The following is a 24596-nucleotide window of genomic DNA, read 5'->3' as shown; positions in this document are numbered from 1 at the left end:
CCTCGCCAAATGGTTCATTAAGATTGAACTAAATCTTGGGTTTCCTCTAATCTTACAGACACCAATTTCGATACTCCAGACTCCTGCATCGTAATCCCATAAAGGACATCGGCCTCTTCCATCGTACCTTTACGGTGTGTAATGACAATAAATTGGGTTTCACTGCTATAGCGTTTTAAATACGCACTAAACCTGCTTACATTGGCTTCATCAAGCGCTGCTTCCACCTCATCTAAAATACAGAACGGCACCGGTCGCACCTTTAATATTGAGAACAGCAAGGCAATTGCAGTTAAGGCCCGTTCGCCACCTGATAAAAGTCCAAGGTTTTGCAGCTTCTTACCTGGCGGCTGAGCGACAATTTCAACGCCCGTATTTAACAAATCAGTTGGATCCGTTAGGCGAAGGTCTGCTCGGCCACCACCAAACAAGGCCTTAAAGGTTGGTTCAAAGTAGGAACGGATGCCTGTAAACGTTTGTTCAAACCGCTTTTTCATCTCATCATCCATTTCACTAATGACCTGATACAAAGTATCTTTAGCTTCTTGGAGGTCTGTTTTTTGCTCGAGTAAAAATTCGAAGCGTTCTGATACGCGTTCATATTCATCGATTGCCCCAAGATTGACCGTTCCTAACTCCTCAATCGTTCTCTTGATCAGCCTTACTTTTTTACGAGCTTCCTCAATCGGTAAAGTCAATGGATAATCTGCTTTTGCAGCATCAAAGGTAAGCATATACTCCTCTCTGAGATGAGCCAAGCGTGTTTCAAGCTCAACATCAAACCGGTTCAACTTTACCTCTTCATCCTTTAATACTTCGACTAAACCTTTATGTTGACGTTTTAATTCTTTCACGTCAAGCTCTTCATCTTCAAGCTCCAGCTGAAGTTTTACACGCTCATCACGTCTTTGGGCAATGAACTTAATCGTTTCATTTTTGTCATCAAGCATGTTCTTTGCAGCGATTTCCAGCTGTTCTTCACCAGAGGAACTATTAGTCATTTCTGATGACAAAAGCTGTAAATCCTCTTGAACTGTCTTTTGCTTCTCTTGATTTTCGGTTAACTCAACCGAAGTGCGATTCAGTTTTTCATTGGCAAATGAAAGTTGCTCCTTTTGCGCGGCCAGCTCTACTTTTTTATCGTTAATCTCTGACAACAGAGCTTCTTTAGATGTGGATTCATCATTTCGTTGCTGAGATAACTGCTTAATTTGTTGATCAAGCTCTAGAATCGTCTCAGACAGCTTAGCCAGTTTGTCTGTCAACTCCGCTTTTCGGGTATTAAGTGAGCTCTTTTCCTGATTAGATTGAGTTCGGTCCATATCATACAACGCTAGGCGTTCATTAATCGTTTTCTCTTCAAACTCAATTTCACGCAGGTCGCCCTTGACAGCTTGCTCATGAAGTCTCAGTTCTTCACCGCGTTTTCGTAATTGCTCTAATTCGGCTTCCTTCGTCTGACTGTCAGATTTCAACTGTTTCACCTGTTGCTCAAGCTGGGACGTTTTCCGGTCCATTTCGGCAATTTTAACTTTAAGCTCTTCTAACTCACTTTTTCTGCTCAACAATGAATTGTTTTTTTGTTTTACCGCACCACCCGTCATCGAACCACCAGGATTCACAACGTCTCCATCCAGCGTGACTAAACGACAGCGGTATTGCAGCAGTTTAGCTAATTCATTTGCTCCCTTTAAATCCTTCGTAATCACGACATTACCTAAAAGATTAGTGATAATCTCCTGATATTTGGCATCAAAGCTAATTAATGATGATGCCACACCGATATAGGCTGGATGCTGTTTAGCAGTATCCAGCTGATAAGCGGCCAGGCTTTTCCCTTTAATGACCGATAATGGTAAAAATGTTGCACGACCATAGGAATGCTGTTTTAAAAAGGTAATCGCACTGCGTGCATGTTGCTCATTATCGACGACGATATGCTGCATCGCTGCACCGAGCGCAATTTCTAACGCCGTTTCATATTCCTTTGGAACGGTGATTAATTCTGCAACCGCCCCTTCAATCCCTTGTAATGTAGATTTACGCGCCTTTAAAACTTCCTTTACTCCCTGGAAAAAACCGGAGAAATCTTCTTCCATTTCTTCGAGCATTTCCTTCCGAGATTTCGATTGCTGCAGGTATTGGATTGCCTGGTAAAGTAATTTTTCCTGCTTTTCATATTGATTTTTAACAGTCTCGAGCTTGCGCTGCTCCTGATAGTAGGTCTGAATTTGTTCCTCGAGCTGTTTACTTGCCTCGGCTAATCTTTCTTCGGCAGCCTGCTTTTTCTGGTTAATTTCTTCACGTTTGTGCAAAAATGACTCATTTGTTTCATCCAAACGGCTATTGCGCATTGCTTGCTGCTCTAATTGTTGCTCGATATTGCGGAGCTCATTTTTACTGCTCGCCTGCTCATTTAGTAATTCAATATAATCACTTTTTAATGATTCAATTGTTTGTTCGATATTTTCACTAAATGCATCTAGTTGGCTAAGCTTGTCACTTAAATCCTTTGTCAACTTCGCCACTGCTGCTTTCAGCAATGCAACTTGCTCCGTTTGTAGCTCCTTGTCACGGGCAAATTCTGCAACCTTTTCCGTAAGCTCAGCTAAATTTTTCTCAAGCTGATCTTTATTTTGCGAGGCATTTTTCTTGCGTTCCTTTAAAACTTCCTTCCGACCTTCAAGCTTTTCAAGCTCTTCGGTGGCACGAAGCAATACGGACTGCAAATCATTAATTGATTCATCGATGGCAAAAATTTTGTCGCGCTTTTCTTCAATTTTTGCCTCCTTTATTTGGAGCTGGTTGGAAAGCTTTAATTCATCCTCTTGATGTTTTTCTAAATCTTGTGAGAGCTTTTCCCATTTTGCATGAAAATCTTCAATCTCATACACTGTTAACGCCACTTCAAAATGCTCAAGCTCCTGTTTATTGTCCAAATAATCCTTTGCTAAGGACGCTTGAATTTTTAACGGTTCAACTTGGGCTTCAAGTTCATGAAGAATATCGCTGACACGATTTAAATTCTCCTGCGTTTCGGCAAGCTTGTACTCCGCTTTTTTCTTGCGATTTTTATATTTTAATACACCGGCTGCTTCTTCAAAAATCGTGCGGCGATCCTCTGCCTTGCTATTAAGGATTTCTTCAACCTTCCCCTGACTGATGATTGAAAAGGCCTCACGTCCCAAACCGGAATCCATAAACAAATCAATGATATCCTTCAAGCGGCAGGCTTGTTTGTTGATCAAGAAATCACTATCACCCGAGCGATATACGCGTCTTGTAACACTCACTTCATTGTAATCAACCGGAAGAAATTGGTCCTCATTATCGAGAGTCAGCGTAACCTCCGCGAAATTTAACGGACGTCTAGAATCACTGCCTGCAAAAATAATGTCTTCCATTTTCGAACCACGCAAAGACTTTGCCGATTGCTCGCCTAACACCCAGCGAATCGCATCGGTAACATTACTCTTTCCACTACCGTTAGGACCAACAACTGCAGTAACACCTGGAACAAAATCAACAGAGATTCGTTCGGCAAATGATTTAAAACCGACGACATCTAAACGCTTCAAAAACATGCTGTGTACCTCCTAATTGTCAACTGCTCCAGTGCGAGCTACAGTTCTTGATCTTGTTCCTTTTGAATAAATGCCTTTAGTTTTTCCAACGCCATTTGTGCAGCATGCTGCTCCGCTTCCTTTTTCGACCTGCCTGTTCCAGTCCCAAGTTCCTGCCCGTTTAATGAGACCACTGAACAAAATTCACGATTGTGGGCCGGTCCCTTTTCGAGAAGAATTTTGTACTCAATCGTACCAACACCATCTCTTTGCACCAATTCCTGCAATTGGCTTTTAAAATCCATCACATGAGAAAAAGCACCAGAATTGATTTTTGGGAATACGACTCGTTCTAAAAACTGAATGACACTGTCAATTCCTTTATCCAAATACAATGCGCCAATAAACGCTTCAAAAACATCGGCCAATAACGCTGGTCTTTCTCTCCCACCAGTCATTTCTTCGCCCTTGCCAAGCAAGACAAGCTGGCCAAATGCTAATTCATTGGCAAATCCAACCAACGACGGTTCACATACAACCGCTGCACGAAGCTTCGTTAACTCCCCTTCGCTCATCATTGGATATTTCTTATAAAGGAATTGTGAGACAGTCAGTTCCAAAACTGCATCTCCCAAAAATTCAAGCCGTTCATTATCTTCATACGGCTTTTTGCGATGCTCATTCACATAGGATGAATGTGTGAACGCCTGTTTTAATAAAGTGCTATTTGAAAAATCAAAACCAATTCGTGTTTGAAATTCCTTAAATTGAATTTCTTTTGCGCGACTGAGTTTTATTTCACGGTCATTTCCATTTTTGCGCATTTTGGTCTCCACCTTGATCATATATTAAACATGCCATCCCAATACTTATTTTTACGACTGGAATGAAACACAATCACTTTGACTAAAGTCTATCTTCTATCATATAAAAAAAAGAACTCATTACGCAAAGAAACTTGGAATACCCGCGTGGTAGCCCAAGTTATAAATGTGTACAAAAATTACAGAATAAAGCCCCGTTATTAAAACGGAGCTTCATTAGTCTCTAACGATTAAAGTGTGCTTTTTATGTAATTCACAGCGTCACCAACTGTGGAAATTTTCTCAGCATCATCGTCAGAGATTTCCATATCAAATTCATCTTCTAATTCCATAACTAGTTCTACTACGTCTAAGGAATCAGCGCCAAGATCTTCTTTGAAAGAAGCCTCTAATTTTACTTGAGATTCTTCAACACCTAAACGATCAACGATGATTTTCGTTACACGTTCTAATACATCTGCCATTCTTGTTCACCTCCCCTCAAGCCATTATAGAGTATTTTGATTCATTAATAAATGGTTGTATCGAACTTTCTTTAAAAATTCGCTGATTACATAACCATTCCGCCATTAACATGAAGGGTTTGGCCTGTCATGTAACGACTATCTTCTGAAGCAAGGAAGGTCACCACTTTAGCAATATCACTTGGCTCACCAAAACGCGCTAGTGGGATTTGACTAAGCATCGCTTCCTTTACCTCTTCTGTTAGTTTATCCGTCATATCGGTAGTAATAAACCCTGGAGCGACTGCATTTACAGTAATTCCTCTCGAAGCAAGTTCCTTTGCAGCTGTTTTTGTTAAACCGATTACACCAGCTTTAGCTGCAACATAGTTTGCTTGACCAGGATTTCCGCTCACACCCACTACAGAAGCAATATTAATGATTCGGCCGCTTCTTTGCTTCATCATTTGACGGGTAACACCCTTCGTACAGAGGTACACACCTTTAAGGTTCGTATTAATAACAGAATCCCATTCGTCATCCTTCATGCGCATTAAAAGATTATCGCGGGTAATTCCGGCATTGTTTACTAAAATATCAAGTTTTCCAAAACGCTCAATCGTTGCTTTAATCATTTCCGTTACTGATTCGCTATTGGCAACATCACATTGAACAGCAAATGCTTCACAACCAAGACTTTGGATTTCTGCGACAACTTCTTGTGCTTTTGCTTCACTACCAGAATAGTTTACAGCTACGTTTGCGCCTTCTCTAGCAAGCTCTAACGCAATTTCACGTCCAATTCCTCTTGACGCCCCTGTAACAAGCACTGCTTTACCTTGTAATTTCATTACGCTTCCCCCTTCAATGCTTCAATTGTCGCGTTTAAGCTTTCAACATCAGATATGGAATAAGTCTTAGCTTTTCGGTCTACTTTTTTCACTAATCCAGATAATACTTTACCAGGACCAATTTCAATAAATGTATCTACACCTAATTCAATCATCTTGTTGACTGAATCCTCCCAAAGAACAGGTGAATACAATTGCTCGATTAATTTTTGCTTAATATCTTCCGCATCTGTCATTGGTGCTGCTGTAACATTGGCAATAACAGGAATAGAGACATTACCAATCGTAATTTTATTCAGAACTTCACTAAGCTTCTCGGCAGCAGGCTTCATTAACGAAGAATGAAATGGTCCACTTACCACAAGTGGCAGAACACGTTTCGCGCCATTTTCCTTCGCCTGCTCTGAAGCTAATTCAACACCCGTTTTAGAGCCGGAGATAACGATTTGACCAGGGCAATTCATATTCGCAAGCTGAACCGGATTTCCGCCTTTTGTAATCTCTTCACATACAGCAGTTAACGCATCACGATCCATTCCTAAAACTGCTGCCATCGTTCCCTCGCCAGCTGGGACAGCTTCTTCCATGAATTCACCGCGTTTGCGCACGGCATATACCCCGTCTTCAAACGAAAAGGCACCAGCTGCAACTAAAGCAGTATATTCACCAAGACTGTGACCAGCACAGTAATCAGGCTTAATTCCGGATTGTTTGAAATGCTCTAAAATGGCAATACTTGTTGTCATTAATGAAGGCTGCGCATTTGTTGTAAGCGTCAGTTCCTCTTGTGGTCCTTCAAAAATTAATTTCGTTAATTCAGCTTGTAAAGTTTGGTCTGCCTTTTCAAAAATGGCCCGTGATTCGAGAAACGAATCAGCGACTTCTTTACCCATTCCGACTGTTTGTGAACCTTGGCCTGGAAATAAAAATGCGATTTTACCCATATATCTTCACCTATTTTCCTAATTTTCAACTGGAGTGTTAAGCTTGGCAACCGATTCCTTAATCAATCCCGTCACATCGCCACCAACCATTTCTCTTGTTTGGCGAACGGCATTATAAATCGCATTGGCATCAGAGGAGCCATGCGCTTTAATGACAGGAGCCTTCAAGCCAAACAACCCGGCCCCACCATACTCAGAGTAATCCATTTTATTTTTTAATTTATAAAGATCTGGCTTTAACATTACGGCTGCAATTTTGGTCTTCAATGAGTTCATCAAGGTTGATTTCACCATTTTAAACACTGACATCGCAGTACCTTCAACCGTTTTCAGCACCATATTGCCGGTGAAGCCGTCTGTGACTACAACATCGGCCACGCCATCTAACAAATCGCGTGCCTCAACGTTTCCGATAAAATGAAGATCGGTTTGTTTCAGAAGCTCAAAGGTTTTTTTGGTTAAATCATTTCCCTTTTTTTCTTCTGAACCTATGTTTAATAAACCTACACGAGGCTTGGCAATTCCCCGTACCTTTTGCGAGTATATCGAACCCATAATGGCAAACTGCTGCAAGTGCTCTGGACGCGCATCAGCATTGGCACCGACATCAAGTAGTAAAAAACCTTCCCCACCAATCGTTGGCAAGGTTGGTGATAATGCCGGTCGGTCAATTCCCTCGATTCTGCCGACCACAAACAATCCAGCTGCAACAAGCGCTCCAGTATTTCCCGCCGAAATACAAGCATCTGAGTTTCCATCGGCTACAGTTTGCGCAGCAAGCACCATGGATGCCGTTTTTTTGCGTCGAACGGCTCTAACTGGTTCATCACTTCCGAGGATTACTTCTTCTGTATGTAAAATCGTAATTCTTTCGTTATTAGTTAAATATTGCTTAATTTTCGTCTCATCCCCAACAAGGGTAATCTCGACATCTGGAAATTTGCTAATGGCTTTCATTGCACCAAGCACGATTTCCTTAGGGGCATTGTCCCCACCCATTGCATCGATTGCAATTTTCATAACACTCATCCTTATGTTATTTTTTTGAACGAACCATGTCAAAATCGCCTTTGAAGACAAGTTCATTATTCACAAAACTAGTCACTTCTACTTTTGTTCTTCCTGTCTCATCATCAATTTTTTCAACCTTTGCTTTGGCAATCACACGTTCGTTTTCTTTAACAGGCCGAGTAAAATGAATATTGGCCTTTGCGGTTAACGCCAGTTGATCGTCAATTACCGCAACAGCTAGCGAATTTGCCTGAGCAAACAAATGATGTCCCCTGGCAATTTGATTACGTTTAAACACATGCTCTCGTCTTACGTCAAAGATAGAAATTGCACTTTTATCCAATTCTATATCGATTATTTCACCAATAATTTCATCAATCGGTAGTGAGCGAACTTCGTCATCAAACCGTTTTTCAGCAACATGCTTTATTCGCTCACGCAACTCTGGAATCGATAATTCCAAGCGATCAAGGCGTATCGTTTGCACGCTGACAGAGAACTTTTCGGCAAGTTCTTCATCTGTAATAAAAGGATTTTCCTTAATAGTACTTTTAAGTAATTGTTGACGTTCTTTTTTATTGCGTCTCATATTTATCACACCGTCCGAGCTCTTATGACTAGGTACTAATAGTAGTATATAAGTTGAAATATAAGATTGCAAGAAAAAAATTGGAAAAGCGGAAGCGGCTTGACCAGGGGCGACAGGCATAAGACGAATCACGCAAGAGTCGTTAGACTCTGGAGTGATTTGGCTTATGACCCCGAGCCCCTAGCCGCTGGAGCTAGACACCACTAAGAACCCTAATCTAATTTTTCTCCTGCCATTGCACCTGATTCCTCAAGGTAGGTTCTGAGTGCCTTATACTCGTCTGACTCCCAAAATACCTTCGAATTTATTAAAGTTGCTGCATCGTTCCGAGCCGTTTCAAGCGCGCGGTAATCATGAACCAAATCGGCCAATTTAAACTCTGGCATTCCGCTTTGTTTTCTCCCAAAAAAGTCGCCTGGTCCTCTTAATTCCAAGTCCTTTTCACTGACAACAAAGCCGTCATTGGTCTCTGTCATAATCGTCATCCGTTCTTTACCTACTTCCGTTTTCGGATCAGCTAGTAAAATACAATAGGATTGCTCGGCACCTCGACCAACCCGGCCGCGAAGCTGATGAAGCTGAGCTAATCCAAATCGCTCCGCATCATAAATCACCATAAACGTTGCGTTTGGCACGTTCACTCCAACCTCAACCACCGTTGTTGACACAAGCACCTGTACTTCATTTGTGCTAAATTCCTTCATCACCTGGTCCTTTTCATCACTTGCGAGCTTCCCGTGCATCAAACCGACTTTGGCCCGATTTTGAAAATATTGCGTTAATGTATGGTGGACATCAATTGCATTTTGCAAATCAAGTTTCTCCGATTCTTCAATCAATGGACAAATCACATAGGCTTGTCGACCTTTTCGTAATTCCTTTTCCATAAAAGCTAGGACACGGTCGAGCATTTCATGTTTTGCCCAATACGTTTCAATCGGCTTTCGCCCTGCCGGCATTTCATCAATAATCGATACATCCATTTCACCAAAAACAGTAATCGCCAAAGTCCTTGGAATCGGTGTTGCCGTCATGAATAACACATCTGGACTTACACCCTTTTCCCGTAACACACGGCGCTGCTCAACACCGAAGCGATGCTGTTCATCGGTAATGACAAAGCCTAAACGCTTAAAAACAACCTCATCTTGAATTAAGGCATGGGTACCGATCAAAACATCAATCTCACCATTTTGCAACTGCTCAAGAATTTCTCTGCGCCGTTTCCCTTTAACGGAGCTAGTCAATAATTCACTCCTGACTCCTACCGGCTCTAACAGTGCTTTTAGGCTTTGCGCATGCTGTTCAGCCAGGATTTCAGTTGGCACCATAAGCGCACCTTGATAGCCTGCCGATACACTAGCGAACAATCCAATAGCCGCGACGACCGTCTTACCAGAGCCTACATCTCCCTGTAAGAGCCGATTCATCCGAAATGGCGAGCTAAGGTCGGCTAAAATTTCGCCTACGACTCGCTGTTGGGCATTCGTTAATGGAAACGGCAGACTGCTAATGAACTCGTCCAGCTTTAGTTGGTCAAAGTTTAGAGCAACTCCAGCAGATTGCTCCCGCTCGTATTTCCTGAGCGCCTGCATCTTTAACTGAAACATCAGAAATTCCTCATAGACGAATCTTCTGCGGGCTTGTTTCACTTCATCTTGGTTCAGCGGAAAATGTAAAGCTCTTAGCGCACTTTTGCGATTTAACAGCTTATAGCGGGTAAGCATCGCCTCTGGTAAAATTTCCTCGATTTGATTTTGATATTGTGAAAACGCCAGTTTAATAAACTTCCTTACGCCTTTAACTGTCAATTTCCCTTTGATCGCATAAACCGGCTCAAGCTCCTTCGTTTGTGAAACTGCACCTGCATGAATTTCACTTGCAGTGATTGTCTGACGGTGTGCGTCCCATTTCCCGGTTACGGTCACCTGCTGATTCAAACTAATTTTCTTTTTTAGAAAAGGCTGATTAAAAAACACTACCTGGATTAAATAGCGGTCAACTAATACTCGAATGATTAAGCGCGATTTTTTACGTCCATAAAAAACTAAAGAAGGTTCACTGTGAACCTTCCCTTCTACCGTTACTCTTTCGTCGTGTTTAACCTCTGCTAGATCTCGTAACCGGTAATCTTCATAACGATACGGAAAGTATTCCAATAAATCGCAAACAGTGTGAATATTCAATTCAGCGAGCAATTCCGCCGTTTCTTCCCCAATCCCTTTCAATACGGTTACCGGTTCTCTCAACGTTTGATTCACAATTATTTTAGCGGCTTGCCAAAGATCTTGGCTTCAAGCTTTCGACCCGTCGGCGTTGCCGCCAACCCTCCTTGTCCTGTTTCTCTCAGTGTGGTTGGCATGGTTTGCCCTATTTTAAACATCGCTTCAATGACCTCATCACAAGGTATTCTGCTTGTAATTCCCGCCAATGCCATATCGGCAGCCACCATTGCATTGGCAGCTCCCATTGCGTTTCTTTTTACACACGGGACTTCTACTAATCCCGCAACGGGATCACATACTAAGCCTAACATATTTTTCAAAGAAATGGCCATTGCTTCTGCTGATTGGCTTGGCGTTCCTCCTGCCATTTCGACAATTGCAGCAGCAGCCATCCCTGCAGCTGAGCCAACCTCAGCCTGGCATCCTCCAGCCGCTCCTGAAATGGAGGCATTATTGGCAACAACAAAGCCAAATGCTCCCGCTGTAAACAAAAATTTAAGCATTTGCTCCCTCGTGGGATGTAATTTATTTTTAACCGCAAATAGTGTCCCAGGCACAACCCCAGCACTTCCCGCAGTCGGTGTTGCACAAATAGTACCCATTGCAGCGTTAACTTCATTCGTTGCGACTGCTTTACTTACAGCATCAAGAATGGTTTCGCCAGATAAAAACTGCCCTTTTTTCAAATAGGTTTGCAGCTTAACAGCATCTCCGCCAGTCAGACCAGAATGAGAATGCACACCGTTTATACCGCGCTCGACAGCTTGCTCCATCACCGTTAAATTTCGGTCCATCATTTGCATAACTTCTTGTTTTGTCCGTCCTGTTACAGACATTTCCTGCTCAATCATCATATCGGCAATTTGCTTTTTTTGCGCCTCAGCGAGTTGAACCAATTCAGCTACGTTGCGAAACACGAGATGTCCTCCTTCTTTTGAATTGATTTTGTTTTGTTGGTAAACTTATGCATCTATTACTCTACAATTCTGGTAACTTTTAAGACGTTGGGGAGTTTTTCAATTTCCTGAAGGATCCTATCATCAATGTTTTGATCGACCTCAATCGTCATGAGTGCTTGTTGACCGACATCCTTGCGGGAAACCTCCATGTGTCCAATATTTATTTCATATTTTGCTAAAGTATTGGAGACACTAGCAATTGTTCCAAATTTATCGTTATGGGATACAAGTATGGCAGGATGATTACCAGATAATTTTAACTGAAATCCGTTGAGTTCGATAATCTCAATTTTACCTCCACCAATCGATATACCGACAAGTTCCATTTCACTGTGGTCATCACCAATGCGAACTTTTGCTGTATTAGGATGATCAGGTATGGCATCTTCCTCATAAAAATAAAGCTCGAGTCCTGAATTTTTAGCGATCGTAATCGCATCAATAATTCTCTCATCGAAAGTATCGTAATCAAGGATACCGCCAACAATCGCAACATCCGTACCGTGCCCGCGATAGGTTTGCCGAAATGAACCATAAAAATGAATATGGGCCCATTTAGGCGCACGCCGAAACAAGCTGCGTGCCACTCTGCCAATTCTAGCTGCTCCTGCAGTATGTGAACTTGATGGCCCAATCATCACAGGCCCGATGATGTCAAATACACTTTTGTATTTCACCCTGCTAATCCCCTCTTTTATCTATTTTTCTATTGTATGTCGTTAAAAACAGTTTCGCTCAAAAATGCCCACAAAAAAATAGGAGGGTGCCCCTCCTATTTCAATGATATATCAAAATAATTTTTATTCAACTGAAAAAATAAATGAATATAATGGTTGTTTACCGTTGTGGATTTCGACTTCCACATCTGGGAATTGTCTTTCGATAAAGTCAGTGAGTGCAGCGACATCTGCTTCAGTAGCATCTTCGCCTTGTAAAATTGTTAAGATTTCAGCATCCTCATCAATCATTTCTGTAAGGAGCTCCTCGGCTGCCTGAACTTTATCTTTATTTTTCACAAGGATCTTTCCATCTAAAATCCCCATGAAATCATCTTTTTCGATCGTTAAGCCATCGATGCTTGTATCTCTTACCGCAAAGGTAATTTGTCCAGTCTTCACATGCTGAAGCGCTTCGGTCATCGCCGCTTGATTGTCAGCTAACGATACAGCAGGGTTAAACGCTAATAGCGCTGACATTCCTTGTGGTACAGTTTTTGAAGGAATGACAACTACCTCTTCGTCAACAAGCTCAGCAGCCTGTTCTGCTGCCATGATGATATTCTTGTTATTCGGAAGAACAATAATCTTTTTAGCATTTACTGCTTTAATAGCGGAAACAATATCCTCTGTACTAGGATTCATCGTTTGCCCACCTTCGATTACCGCTTGGGCACCTATGCTTTTGAATAGTTCAGCAATCCCGCTGCCCATTGAGACAGTTACAATCCCGTACTCACGAGGTTCTGCTACCTTTGTGCTTTGCGGTTCTTCAACCGCCATTGTTGGCTCGCCAACGATCGAAGAATGCTGCTCACGCATGTTTTCGATTTTCATATTGACAAGACTTCCATAGCGTTGACCGTAGGATAGAACTTCCCCTGGATACTCCGCATGGATGTGAACTTTTACAAGCTTTTCATCTGCAATAACTAGTAAGGAGTCGCCGTGTTTACTTAAATCTTGACGGAAAGTTTCTTCAGAAAAAGGTTGCTTCTCTCGATCAAGCTTTACCATAAACTCCGTGCAATAGCCAAATTCAATATCTTCTGTTTGAATATGGCTTTGAACGCTTTTGTGATGCTCAGCACTTACTAATTCTTCCATTTTTATTCGGGCAGTTGTTGCATCTGGAAGTGCTTCTCCCTTTAATTCAGCCAAAAAGCCTTCGTATACGAAGACAAGACCTTGACCACCGCTGTCCACTACACCTACCTCTTTTAAAACAGGCAATAGATCAGGAGTACGGTTTAATGAGCTTTGCGCCTCTTTCAACACTTCCTCCATGACAACGATAATATCAGCCTGTTTTTTAGCAACTTGGACTGCCTTTTTCGCAGAATCTTTGGCAACGGTTAAAATCGTTCCTTCAACAGGCTTCATCACCGCTTTATAGGCAGTTTCAACTCCAGATTCAAGCGCAGAGGCAAAGTCTTTTGCTGTAATTTCTGATTTATGCTCAATGGCTCGGGAAAAACCACGGAATAACTGGGATAAAATAACGCCTGAATTCCCTCTTGCACCCATTAGCAGCCCTTTTGACAGCGCTGAACCAACTTTTCCAATATGTGCTTGGGTGTTATTCTTTACTTCCTTAGCCCCGGAAGTCATAGATAAGTTCATATTTGTTCCAGTATCACCATCTGGAACTGGAAATACATTCAACGCATCGACATATTTAGCATTAGCAGAAAGATGATTGGCACCTTGAATAATCATTTCTGCGAAACGGTTTCCATCTAAGACGTTAATCGACACAAAAAATCCTCCTCACTACGGGTTCGTTACACGAACACCCTGAACGTAAATATTTACCGAGTCAACTGCAAGCCCAACGGTTTTGTCCAATGTATATTTCACTTTTGATTGTACATTGTGAGCAACCTCGGAAATTTTCGTTCCGTAACTTACGATAATATACATATCGATATGTACTTCATCATTTTCCTGGCGAACGATTACACCACGCGTGAAATTTTCTCGACGCAATATTTCGGTCAAACCATCTTTTAATTGTTGTTTTGAAGCCATCCCTACGATACCATAGCAATCTGTTGCCGCACCACCAGCTATTGTAGCGATTACCTCATTTGAAATATCAATTTGCCCGTATTGTGTTTTAAGTTCTATTGACATAAATCGTTCCCCCTTTGGAAATTGCTGCTTGACTAAAGTAATTTTACTATAACCGCTTTAAGATTAAAAGCGAATCCTCTTATAGTCTTATTATGAACAAAGTGATTTTTACTATGTCAAGGTTTTTTTCTTGAAACCTTTTTTCCCATCCTATTGCATTCACAAAAGTTGTATGTTAAATTATTAAGGTATCTTTTTATGTCTGAGAAACAAACATGCTCTTTAATTTTTTTAAAATTGTTGGACATAATCTAGCGATTGTAAATACCAGCATGGAAAAATAGTTTCAAGCTTCGGTAGTAAGGAGGGAAAGAAACATGCCACGCAAATGTGTAATCACTGGTAAGAAAACCACTACAGGTAATGCACGTTCCCACGCAATGAACGCTAACAAGCGTACATGGGGTGCAAACCTTCAAAAAGTTCGCATTCTTGTTGACGGTAAGCCTAAACGTGTATGGGTTTCAGCAAGAGCGTTAAAATCTGGTAAAGTAGAACGCGTTTAATGCATTCTTAAAGACACCCGCCGAGGGTGTCTTTTTATTTTGTTAAAATAATGCATTTTGCTTGCCTTGCGGACACTTTCTTCTTTTTTGTGATGTATTTTGTCCCCTAGAGACCCCCTTGCGGACACTTTCTTCTTTTTTGTGATGTGTTTTGTCCCCTAGAGATCTTCTTGCGGACACTTTCTTCTTTTTTGTGATGTGTTTTGTCCCCTAGAGACCTTCTTGCGGACATTTTCTTCTTTTTTGTGATGCGTTTTGTCCCCTAGAGATCTTCTTGCGGACACTTTCTCCTTTTTTGTTATGCGTTTGTCCCCTAGAGACCCTCTTGCGGACATTTTCTTCTTTTTTGTGATGCGTTTTGTCCCCTAGAGACCTTCTTGCGGACATTTTCTTCTTTTTTGTGATGCGTTTTGTCCTCTAGAGAGCTTCTTGCGGACACTTTCTTCTTTTTTGTGATGCGTTTTGTCCTCCAGGTTCCTCCTTGCGGACATTTGTAGAAGATTTCCGCTTCATTTTGTCCTTTTTCAATATAAAAAGCACCCCATTACAGGGTGCAGCGATCTAATTAGAACTATATTTTGTTGCAATACGAAAACCACATAAAACCAACCTTAGTTCTTTTTAAATGCTCCTATCATTACACGGACAAGTCCCCCAAGGAATTTTGGTAGTTTGATCGTATAAAATCTCATAATATTGTCCCTCCTCACCATCTAAACAAATCCATATACGGTTTTCATCTGCCCTTAACATCATATTCAATATAAGTAGATAAGTACTTTTATCAGGTGATTTTTAATCACAACTTCTTATCACCAATAATATGCCTTCAGTAAAAGAAAAAGTACCATATTCACTTAGTAACTCATTACTAATACATAATGTTGAACCTAATGGAATATGACAATTCGTCAATGGATATTTAAACCCGCGAAGCGACAGATTTTTTACCGGTGTGATAGGAATAAATGAGATATACTTCAGGTTGGACATACGTTCGATACCATGAGTTCCCTGTTGTTTGGCGTAGATAATATTTTGCTTGTCAATCATGGTTAACTCTGTCGTTTTTGCTTCCAAAATCGGCTTAAGCAACAATTGAACATTTCCAAAAAAATGATCGAGTCGACCGCCACTCCCGCCAAAAATCCGAATCATATCGGTTTCTTGCTCCAACGCCCAGTTGACGGCTAAGTCCATATCGGTTTCATCTTTTTCAGGTTTAAACCTTTGAATTCCGCTAACAGTTTGCTCAATTTTCAGCCAATCTTCATGAGAGACTGAATCAAAATCACCAAATGCATACGCGGGCGTAATTCCCTTTTCCAGTAATATCGTAACACCTTTATCGACACCAACCCAAATTGAATCATCATCATATTGATGTAAATCAGGTAGGAATTGCGTTGGTCCGCCTCCAACAATATTTATTTTCATCTTATTCACCTGATGTCCTTTTTCTATTTAAGAAAAGAGCCAGCGATTAGCTGACTCTTTAAATGGTAATGATTAACCTCTAATTTCAGCGATTGCTTTTGCCCGGTCTGCTTGATTGTATACTGCAGAGCCAGCAACTAATACCGTTGCTCCTGCTTCAACACAAAGTCGTGCTGTTTCTGGATTTACGCCGCCGTCTACTTCAATCTCAATATCCAGTCCTTTTGCATCAATTGTTTCCTTTAGTTGCTTAATTTTCGGAAGAACCGCAGGGATAAATTTCTGCCCACCAAAGCCCGGATTTACTGTCATAAATAACACCATATCCACATCATCCAAAACATGCTGAATCATTTCCACAGGAGTAGCCGGATTTAACACAACTCCAGCCTTAACACCAAATGATTTAATGTAATTTAGTGTGCGATGAAGGTGCTTACAAGCTTCAACATGAACCGTAAGATAGTCGGCTCCAGCTTTCGCGAATGCTTCTATATACTGGTCTGGATTTTCAATCATCAAATGAACATCCAATGGTAATTTTGTCACAGGACGAATCGCTTCAACGATCAGTGGTCCAATTGTAATATTGGGAACAAAATGACCGTCCATTACATCAACGTGGATATAATCGGCGCCACCACGTTCTACATCTTTAATCTCTTCTCCCAGCTTGGCAAAATCAGCTGATAATATTGATGGTGCAATTTTAACCATGTTAATACCTCGGCTTTCTCTTTTTTATTTCTTGTAAAAAATCTTTATAGTGGTCAAAACGGTACTCAGGAATTTTTCCGGTCTCAACCGCTGCTTTCACAGCGCATTTTGGTTCAGAGAGGTGTAAACAACCTCTAAATTTACAGTGTTCACTCTCAATAGCGATTTCCGGAAAGCAATAGGTCAGCTCTTCAGCTTCAATATCGGTAAATTCTAACGAGCTAAACCCAGGTGTGTCGGCAACAAGTCCATTGCCAATTTCAATCAACTCCACATGTCTGGTCGTATGTTTCCCCCGACCCAGGTGTGATGAAATATCATCTGTCTTTAATTCTAAGTCTGGCCGAAGCACATTTAGTAAGGATGACTTGCCAACACCCGATTGTCCGGCAAAGACGGAGATTTCCCCTTCTAAATATGGAGCAAGCTCGTCTATGCCTAGTTCTGTTTCCGAGGATGTAAGAATGACGGTGTAGCCTGCGTTTCGATAGTCCTCTGCGTATTGGTCTAGCTTTGTTTTTAAGGTCTCATTCGGTAAATCTAATTTAGAAATACAAATGATTGGTTTTATATGGTTGTACTCAACGAGAACAAGAAAACGGTCCAATAGGGTCGTACTGAAATCTGGTTCTACTGCTGAAAATACAAGAATCGCTTGATCGACATTGGAGATTGGTGGTCGGACTAATTCATTTTTCCGCTCCTTAATTTCGAGAATATAACCCTCCAGATCATTTTCAGCTTGATAAACAACATAGTCACCAACTAATGGAGTTACTTTATTTTTTCGAAATACTCCTCTTCCTCGACATTGGACAATTCCTTCATCACCTAGCACATAATAAAAGCCACTAAGTGCTTTAATAATCTTGCCTTCAGGCATAGAACTCCTCCTTATTGAAATGCGGAGGCGGCTCGTTTAGGGGCGACAGGGCAAAGGTCCGCCCTGCAGGAAATCCTGATTTCCGGAAGGGCTTGACTTGTGACCCCGAGCCCCTAGCCGCTGCAGCTGGACACTTTCTTTAATCCGCCGGATAGGAGACGGATTCTTCGATATAGACACTCTTATCGCGAATGACTTTATAGCCTGCAACTTTACCATATGGAACATTCAATTCTATCGTTCTTTTTACGGTTTGGGTGATATACATCGTTTCATACGGCTCTGTCATGCTGTGATTCAAATCCTCAATATAGATGATGACTTCGTTTGCCTGGCCTGGGGCAGCTTCTACATATGGAATGGTAATCTCTTTAATCACTTTTTTAGGCGGAATTTCCTGTTTACCCTTTGACATAATCACAGTAACCTTATCGCCTATATTAAGTTCAGTACCAGGTACAGGATTTTGCGAAATGACTAAACCTTGAGCAATCGTATCATGATATTGCTCTTGTGACATATCTATCGTTAATCCCGAGGACTGCGCATATTCCTGAACACCTTTAGCATTAAATTCAGTTAAATCTTTTAGCGTAATTTTCTCAGGGCCTTTACTGATCGTAAACTCTATCACTGTATCCTCTGGAAGAACCTCTTCCCCCTCTTCTGGGGTCTGCTCTAATATCGTCCCAGGTTCACTGGTATCGTATACTTCGATTGTCCTAATATCTTTGAAATTTTGCTTTTTGAGCAATCTTTCGATATCATCAAAATTACGACCAACATAATCATCAAGCTTCAGCTTTTCTTTTCCGATACTTTGGAATACGTCAATTTTAGTACCTTCCTTAACTGAGCTGCCTGCTTTCGGATCAGTTTTAACAACAAGGCCTTCTTCAACTTCATTACTTGATACTTCGATTGTATCGCCTACTTCAAGCCCTGCAGAAAGAATCTCCGAGATTGCATCTTCAAGCTCCATTTCGCCCACATCAGGCACAGTAACATCATCCGGACCAATTAAGTCAGGGAGTACAGTCACAGCAAGTATTCCAAAAAGAACTAATGCTACAAAAACTGAAACTAGAATAATAGGAAGCTTTTTGCGCTTTTTCTTGGGCTTTTGCGGTTCTTTGTCCTTCTTCCCTGGCTGCTGTGGTTCCTCAACCGCTTTCTCTTTCTCATGAATACGAGTTTCATCCATATTATGAGGATAGTTGCGATCATTCGTAATAATCGGAATGGCCTTGGTTGCCTCATCATCAATCGGAATGACAAATTTCGGCTCATTTAATCGTTCTGGATCAAGCGCTGTTAGCAAATCAGCTTCCATTTCCTCAACGCTATTATAACGATGGAACGGGTCCTTTGCTGTTGCTTTTAAAACAATATTTTCCACACTTTGCGGAATAAGCGGGTTCCAACGTCTTAGTGACGGTGTTTCTGATTGTAAATGCTTTAAAGCAATCGACACAGCTGACTCTCCTGAAAAAGGAAGTCGACCAGTTAGCAATTCAAACATGACAATTCCAAGCGAATAAATATCTGATTTTTTATTGGCCATTCCACCTCTTGCTTGCTCCGGCGATAAATAGTGAACCGAGCCAAGCACTGAGTTAGTTTGGGTAATGCTCGTCGCACTTAACGCCATCGCAATGCCAAAATCGGTAATTTTAACATTCCCTTGATGGTCAATTAATATATTTTGAGGTTTAATATCCCGATGGATAATGTGATTTTGATGCGCATGAGAGATGGCAGACGTTAATTGTTTCATAATGTCTAGCATTTCTACCACTGCAAGCGGCGAATGTTGCTGTATGTATTGTTTTAGCGTTTGTCCATCCACAAATTCCATGACAATATAATAGAGGTCCTGTTCTTCTCCGACATCGTAAATACTGACGATATTAGGATGTACTAAACTTGTTGCCGACTGTGCTTCACGATGAAAACGTCGAATAAATTCTTCGTCATTGGCAAAATCAAGCCGAAGCATTTTTACCGCTACATCGCGATCTAGGATTATATCATGTGCTAAATAAACATTGGCCATACCACCGCCACCGATCATATCGATGATCTTATAACGGCCGCTAACACGCTTTCCAATCATCATGTTTATTCACCACTTTCGCAAGTATCGTAAAATTCTACAATAACTAGAGTGATATTATCCTCACCGCCATAATGGTTGGCCAGTTCAATGAGGCTGGTTGCTTTCTGTTCCAAAGTGGTGTCATCTGTCAATTTTTCACCAAGCTCGCTTTCGCTTACTTTATTAGATAAGCCATCAGAGCATAAAAGGAGCAAATCCCCTTCCTCAAAGGTAATGGTCGTGATATCCATCGCAACATCAGCTTCTGTGCCTAACGCACGTGTTAGAACATTTTTGCGTGGGTGATGTTCAGCATCCTCTTTAGAAATTTGGCCAGAGCGAACAAGTTCATTAACCAATGAGTGATCTTCGGTAATTTGCTTAAAACCAATCTCATTTAGCATATAACAACGACTATCGCCAATATTGGCAATCGTCGTAAACTTATTTGTACAGATTGCTGCCACAATCGTTGTTCCCATTCCTTCACATTCATCGTGAACTTGAGAATGCTGAAAAACTTCACGATTTACAACAAGTATATGCTCACGAATCCAACGTTCCGCAACTTCAGCTGTGGTAATCTCTTCGGTTTTTTCCCAAAAATCTTTAAGAGATTTAATTGCCATTTCACTGGCGACATCCCCGGCGCGATGTCCACCCATCCCATCTGCAACGATGGCTAAGCGTTGACCGGCGAGATTTGCAAAAATCCCACCGTTATCTTCATTATGTTGACGAATTTTTCCTCTATCTGTCATAAAAACTGCTTTCATGCGTTTATCTCGTCTCCTCTTTCCGCTCCTTAGCACGAAGCTGTCCACATGCTGCATCGATATCATGCCCGTGCTCGCGGCGAATCGTCACGTTGATTCCATGTTTTTTTAATGTCTTTTCAAATTCAAAAATTTGATTTCTTGGGGTCCTTACATAATCCCGCTCCGGAACGTAATTGACAGGGATTAAATTCACATGGCATTTTATTCCTTTTATTAGCTTTGCCAACTCTTCCGCATGTTCAACCCGGTCATTTACCCCACCAAACAAGCCATACTCAAAGCTGACGCGACGCCCAGTCTTTTCAATGTAATAACGCACGGCCTTCATTAAGTCTGAGAGCTGGTAAGCGCGATTAATTGGCATGAGCCTGCTCCTAATTTCCGTATTTGGGGCATGAAGTGAAATCGCAAAATTAATTTGCATATTTTCATCAGCAAATTGATAAATTTTGGGAACGATTCCACTAGTCGAAACGGTAATATGGCGTGCTCCGATATTTAAGCCTTCTTCACTATTACAAATTTTTAAGAAAGAAAGCATATTATCATAATTATCAAATGGTTCACCAATCCCCATAATAACAATCGAGCTAACGCGTTCCTCCGTTTCATCCAGTGCCTGTTGAACTTTAACGACTTGAGCAACAATTTCCCCGGCTTCTAAATTACGTTTTAACCCTCCCAATGTTGAAGCACAGAAGGTACAGCCAATTCGGCAACCAACCTGGGTCGTTACGCATACAGAATTTCCATAATCGTGTCGCATAAGAACCGTCTCGATTGAAAAACCATCCTTTAACTCAAACAAAAACTTGATTGTACCATCAGATGAAGTCTGTTGAACAATTGTCTTTAATGTCGTTAACACAAAATGTTCGCCAAGCTTGTCCCGTAATCCTTTCGAAAGGTTTGACATTTCCTCGAACGATGAAACTCTTTTTTTGTAAAGCCAATCATAAATTTGCCCGGCACGAAATGGCTTTTCACCTTGCTCTGTTAACCATTCCTTAATCTCCATTAATCGCAATGAATAAATCGAACGCTTATCATCACTTGTTGTTTGATTCTCTGTTGTTGTTATATTTTCCAACATTACACCCTCTTTCTTAAACACGCGATATAAAACCCATCTGAACCTATGTCCTGAGGTAATATTTGCAGAGAAAATTCGTCTATCAGCGGTTGGACAGCGTCTGGCATCCGCTTTATCATCGACAAATCACCCAAAAATTCAGGGTGGTTTTGCATGAATTTTTCAACTACCATGGTGTTTTCTTCCTTATCTATCGTACATGTAGAATAAACTAAAATTCCATCATTTTTTAACAACGGCGCCACTGCATCAAGCAGATCTAATTGAATCGACTGAAGCCGGCTTAAATCCTCAGGCTTTTTCGTGTACTTCATGTCTGGCTTGCGTCTCATAACCCCTAACCCTGAGCACGGTGCATCAAGCAATATTTTATCAAAACTCTCTTTTGCAAATTGCCCTTGCACCTTCCTTGAATCGAGCGCCTTTGTCTTGATGTTTTCCAAGCCTAACCGCTCGGCATTCGCAGCGATTAATTTCACCTTATGCTCGTGAAGGTCCAAAGAAATGACTGAGCCAGTTAAGTTTAATTTTTCGGCGATATGGGTTGATTTTCCACCAGGAGCAGCACAGGCATCAAGAATCATCTCGTTATGATGGATATCGAGCGCATGCGCAACGAGCATTGAGCTTTCATCTTGAATTGTTAGCAATCCTTCTTTAAAGGCATTAGTTGTCGCCAAGTTACCTCGCATAGCTTTGATTGCTTCTGGTAAAATCGGACTTTTTTCAACCTGGAAACCTTCTCCTTCAAGAATGGTGACACATTCATCGCGGCTTATTTTCGTCAGGTTCACGCGCGCTGTTTGCAGAGGCGCTGTCAGATTCAATTCGCACATGGCCTCGGTTTTCGCAAATCCTAGCTGGTCAACCCAGCGCTTAACAAGCCAAAGCGGATGACTGGTGGCCACAGAAAGCCGTTCAACCGGGTCAGCTATTTTTTCAAGACTCGGTAAACCCTCACGTTGGATGCTGCGCAATACCCCATTGACCATGCCGGAAATCCCTTTATGTCCGCGTTTTTTGGCAATTTCGACCGCCTCAAAAATTGCGGCACGATCTGGTATCTTATCTAAGTAGACCATTTGATAAACTGTCAGCCTAAGCAGGTTTAAGACCCAGCCCTCAAGCTTTTTACTATTTTTTATAAAGGGGGCCAAATAAAAGTCCAGGGTCATTTTGCGCTGCAAGGTCCCATAGATAAGCTCCGTTAAAAGGCCCACATCCACTTTCGGAATTTGATTTTTTTCAATTGTTTTATTAAGTAAAAGATTGCTATAGGCTTGATTTTTATCAATCGCCTCTAGCAACTCTAATGCCGTTTCGCGGACATTTTTTTTCTTATCCTTCATTTTAGTCTCCAATCTTTTCACCTATGCTCATCGAGACTTTTCCTTGTAAAAATTGTGCTGCAGGCATTTTCTTTTTCCCTGAAGGTTGAATCTCTATCATTTTGATTGCCGTTTCATTGCCCGTTGCAATCACAATCCCGTCTTTTTGTAACTCAAGCACCGTACCTGGTGCAGCTTGTTTTGGAGCAGAGACTTTAGCTGCTTCCCAAACTTTCAATGGCAATTCGTTCCACACTGTGAACGCCACCGGCCATGGATTTAACCCGCGAATTTGGTTATAGATTTCTTCACCAGATTTAGTCCAGTCAATTTTCTCCTGCTCCCGTTTGATGTTTGGAGCAAATGTTGCTTTTTCCTCATCTTGGGGAATCGCTGTAAGCTCATTTGCAAGTAATTTTGGCAAAGTATCGATTAGTAACTCGCAGCCGACTTTGCTTAATTTTTCAAAAAGTGTTCCGACATTATCCGCTTCAGTAATATCTATCTCCCGTTGCGTGAGAATATCACCGGCATCCAATTGCTCGGCCATATACATAATCGTTATGCCTGTTGTTTTCTTTCCTTGCAAAATTGCATAATGAATGGGCGCTCCTCCGCGCAATTCCGGCAGTAGGGAGGCATGGACATTAATACAGCCGTACTTTGGTGCCTCAAGTAATGTATTAGGTAAAATTTGTCCAAATGCTGCAGTGACAACTAAATCTGGCTTTAGCTCAAGAATTGGTGCTAGCTCTTCCGGTCGGCGGATTTTTTCAGGTTGAAACACCGGAATTCCATGCGCCAAAGCCTCAACTTTCACAGGTGGTGGCGTTAACACCTTTTTACGTCCAACCGGGCGATCAGGCTGCGTGACTACAGCAACGACATCATAGCCATTTTCCACAAGTGTTCGTAAAATCGGAACCGAAAAATCAGGGGTACCCATGAATACTATTTTGGTCATGATTCCGCTTCGCCTCCTTCCAATTCACTTTCCGTTAAATATCTCGTCACTTTCGTTGTAAACAGGACACCATCCAAATGGTCAAGTTCGTGCTGAATTGCTCGTGCTAAAAATTCTTCTGCCTCAATTAAGTAGGTTCGTCCTTTACGATCTTGTGCTTGAACCTTGACATAATTTGCCCGAGTTACTTCTCCGTAAACTCCCGGAAAGCTTAAACACCCTTCTGGTCCAAGTTGACTGCCGGTTGCTTCGACGATTTTCGGATTGATTAGCTCAATGGTACCCATTTCATCATCAATATCGACAATCGCAATCCGTTTATTTAAACCGATTTGCGGAGCGGCAAGCCCGACTCCATCATGCTCAATCATCGTATCGTACATATCGTCTAAAATTCTCGCTAGCTTTTTATCAAACACTGTGACCGTCTCACACTTCGTTTCTAATATCTCAGCGGGATAGGTTACGATTTTTCGAATAGCCAATTCCGTTCCTCCAATTATCTATATCTTTCATTTTCAACTAAAATC

At 41.5% G+C, this 24596-nt stretch carries 23 protein-coding genes; 1 reads left to right on the top strand and 22 read right to left on the bottom strand.

Annotated elements, in window-relative coordinates; translation table 11 throughout:
- Positions 1-17: 17 nt before the first annotated feature.
- The 12 genes from smc to HHO41_RS04120 all read right to left on the bottom strand — a co-directional run bounded on the left by smc (position 18) and on the right by HHO41_RS04120 (position 14261).
- Positions 18-3584, bottom strand: coding sequence for a chromosome segregation protein SMC (smc, locus tag HHO41_RS04175; protein WP_169095789.1), 3567 nt, complete (start codon positions 3582-3584; stop codon positions 18-20).
- A 38-nt stretch (positions 3585-3622) separates the two neighbouring features.
- The gene (rnc, locus tag HHO41_RS04170) at positions 3623-4387 is read right to left on the bottom strand and encodes a ribonuclease III (protein WP_169095787.1); all 765 of its coding nucleotides are present in this window, start codon (positions 4385-4387) and stop codon (positions 3623-3625) included.
- A gap of 230 nt (positions 4388-4617) precedes the next feature.
- Complete coding sequence (acpP, locus tag HHO41_RS04165; protein ID WP_169095786.1) at positions 4618-4851, bottom strand: acyl carrier protein; 234 nt, start codon at positions 4849-4851, stop codon at positions 4618-4620.
- Between the two features lie 86 nt (positions 4852-4937).
- A complete protein-coding gene (gene fabG / locus HHO41_RS04160) occupies positions 4938-5681 on the bottom strand; it encodes a 3-oxoacyl-[acyl-carrier-protein] reductase (protein ID WP_169095784.1) in 744 nt (247 codons plus the stop codon).
- Positions 5681-6625, bottom strand: a complete 945-nt coding sequence (gene fabD, locus HHO41_RS04155; RefSeq protein WP_169095782.1) for an ACP S-malonyltransferase — start codon at positions 6623-6625, stop codon at positions 5681-5683. Before fabD ends, fabG begins: the two co-directional genes overlap by 1 nt.
- A gap of 18 nt (positions 6626-6643) precedes the next feature.
- Positions 6644-7645 carry a phosphate acyltransferase PlsX gene (gene plsX / locus HHO41_RS04150; protein ID WP_169095780.1) on the bottom strand — a complete coding sequence of 334 codons (1002 nt, stop codon included), beginning with the start codon at positions 7643-7645 and terminating at the stop codon, positions 6644-6646.
- Positions 7646-7661: 16 nt separating this feature from the next.
- Complete coding sequence (gene fapR / locus HHO41_RS04145) at positions 7662-8225, bottom strand: transcription factor FapR (RefSeq protein WP_169095778.1); 564 nt, start codon at positions 8223-8225, stop codon at positions 7662-7664.
- A 212-nt stretch (positions 8226-8437) separates the two neighbouring features.
- Positions 8438-10486, bottom strand: coding sequence for an ATP-dependent DNA helicase RecG (recG, locus tag HHO41_RS04140; RefSeq protein ID WP_169095776.1), 2049 nt, complete (start codon positions 10484-10486; stop codon positions 8438-8440).
- A 2-nt stretch (positions 10487-10488) separates the two neighbouring features.
- Complete coding sequence (sdaAA, locus tag HHO41_RS04135; protein ID WP_169095774.1) at positions 10489-11367, bottom strand: L-serine ammonia-lyase, iron-sulfur-dependent, subunit alpha; 879 nt, start codon at positions 11365-11367, stop codon at positions 10489-10491.
- Between the two features lie 56 nt (positions 11368-11423).
- Positions 11424-12086: an L-serine ammonia-lyase, iron-sulfur-dependent subunit beta gene (sdaAB, locus tag HHO41_RS04130; RefSeq protein WP_169095772.1), complete on the bottom strand. Its 663-nt coding sequence runs from the start codon at positions 12084-12086 to the stop codon at positions 11424-11426.
- Between the two features lie 123 nt (positions 12087-12209).
- On the bottom strand, positions 12210-13883 hold the full coding sequence (locus HHO41_RS04125; protein ID WP_169095770.1) for a DAK2 domain-containing protein: 1674 nt from the start codon (positions 13881-13883) through the stop codon (positions 12210-12212).
- Positions 13884-13898: 15 nt separating this feature from the next.
- Positions 13899-14261: an Asp23/Gls24 family envelope stress response protein gene (locus HHO41_RS04120; RefSeq protein WP_169095768.1), complete on the bottom strand. Its 363-nt coding sequence runs from the start codon at positions 14259-14261 to the stop codon at positions 13899-13901.
- Positions 14262-14578: 317 nt separating this feature from the next.
- On the opposite strand from HHO41_RS04120, the gene rpmB reads away from it, so the two are divergent.
- On the top strand, positions 14579-14767 hold the full coding sequence (gene rpmB / locus HHO41_RS04115; protein ID WP_090830093.1) for a 50S ribosomal protein L28: 189 nt from the start codon (positions 14579-14581) through the stop codon (positions 14765-14767).
- 611 nt (positions 14768-15378) lie between these two features.
- On the opposite strand, the gene spoVM is transcribed toward rpmB, so the two are convergent.
- From spoVM to def, 10 genes are all read right to left on the bottom strand, one after another.
- The gene (gene spoVM, locus HHO41_RS04110) at positions 15379-15459 is read right to left on the bottom strand and encodes a stage V sporulation protein SpoVM (RefSeq protein WP_169096063.1); all 81 of its coding nucleotides are present in this window, start codon (positions 15457-15459) and stop codon (positions 15379-15381) included.
- A gap of 103 nt (positions 15460-15562) precedes the next feature.
- On the bottom strand, positions 15563-16204 hold the full coding sequence (locus HHO41_RS04105; RefSeq protein WP_169095766.1) for a thiamine diphosphokinase: 642 nt from the start codon (positions 16202-16204) through the stop codon (positions 15563-15565).
- A gap of 72 nt (positions 16205-16276) precedes the next feature.
- The gene (gene rpe / locus HHO41_RS04100) at positions 16277-16921 is read right to left on the bottom strand and encodes a ribulose-phosphate 3-epimerase (RefSeq protein ID WP_169095764.1); all 645 of its coding nucleotides are present in this window, start codon (positions 16919-16921) and stop codon (positions 16277-16279) included.
- A 1-nt stretch (position 16922) separates the two neighbouring features.
- Positions 16923-17804 carry a ribosome small subunit-dependent GTPase A gene (rsgA, locus tag HHO41_RS04095; protein WP_169095762.1) on the bottom strand — a complete coding sequence of 294 codons (882 nt, stop codon included), beginning with the start codon at positions 17802-17804 and terminating at the stop codon, positions 16923-16925.
- 139 nt (positions 17805-17943) lie between these two features.
- Positions 17944-19923, bottom strand: a complete 1980-nt coding sequence (gene pknB, locus HHO41_RS04090) for a Stk1 family PASTA domain-containing Ser/Thr kinase (protein WP_169095760.1) — start codon at positions 19921-19923, stop codon at positions 17944-17946.
- Between the two features lie 2 nt (positions 19924-19925).
- On the bottom strand, positions 19926-20678 hold the full coding sequence (locus tag HHO41_RS04085; RefSeq protein WP_169095758.1) for a Stp1/IreP family PP2C-type Ser/Thr phosphatase: 753 nt from the start codon (positions 20676-20678) through the stop codon (positions 19926-19928).
- Positions 20679-20682: 4 nt separating this feature from the next.
- The gene (gene rlmN, locus HHO41_RS04080; RefSeq protein WP_169095756.1) at positions 20683-21774 is read right to left on the bottom strand and encodes a dual-specificity RNA methyltransferase RlmN; all 1092 of its coding nucleotides are present in this window, start codon (positions 21772-21774) and stop codon (positions 20683-20685) included.
- The gene (rsmB, locus tag HHO41_RS04075) at positions 21774-23123 is read right to left on the bottom strand and encodes a 16S rRNA (cytosine(967)-C(5))-methyltransferase RsmB (protein ID WP_169095754.1); all 1350 of its coding nucleotides are present in this window, start codon (positions 23121-23123) and stop codon (positions 21774-21776) included. Before rsmB ends, rlmN begins: the two co-directional genes overlap by 1 nt.
- Position 23124: 1 nt before the next feature.
- Positions 23125-24066 (bottom strand): methionyl-tRNA formyltransferase, encoded by a 942-nt coding sequence (fmt, locus tag HHO41_RS04070; RefSeq protein WP_169095752.1) that lies wholly within the window; start codon positions 24064-24066, stop codon positions 23125-23127.
- A complete protein-coding gene (gene def / locus HHO41_RS04065) occupies positions 24063-24551 on the bottom strand; it encodes a peptide deformylase (RefSeq protein WP_169095750.1) in 489 nt (162 codons plus the stop codon). The genes fmt and def overlap by 4 nt, the downstream gene beginning before the upstream one ends.
- Positions 24552-24596: the final 45 nt, after the last annotated feature.

Source organism: Bacillus sp. DNRA2, assembly GCF_012843265.1.
In the GTDB taxonomy this organism is placed as follows: Bacteria; Bacillota; Bacilli; order Bacillales; family Cytobacillaceae; genus Bacillus_BU.
Note: the sequence above shows the minus strand (reverse complement) of the source record. Positions and strands in the feature narration are given on the sequence as shown.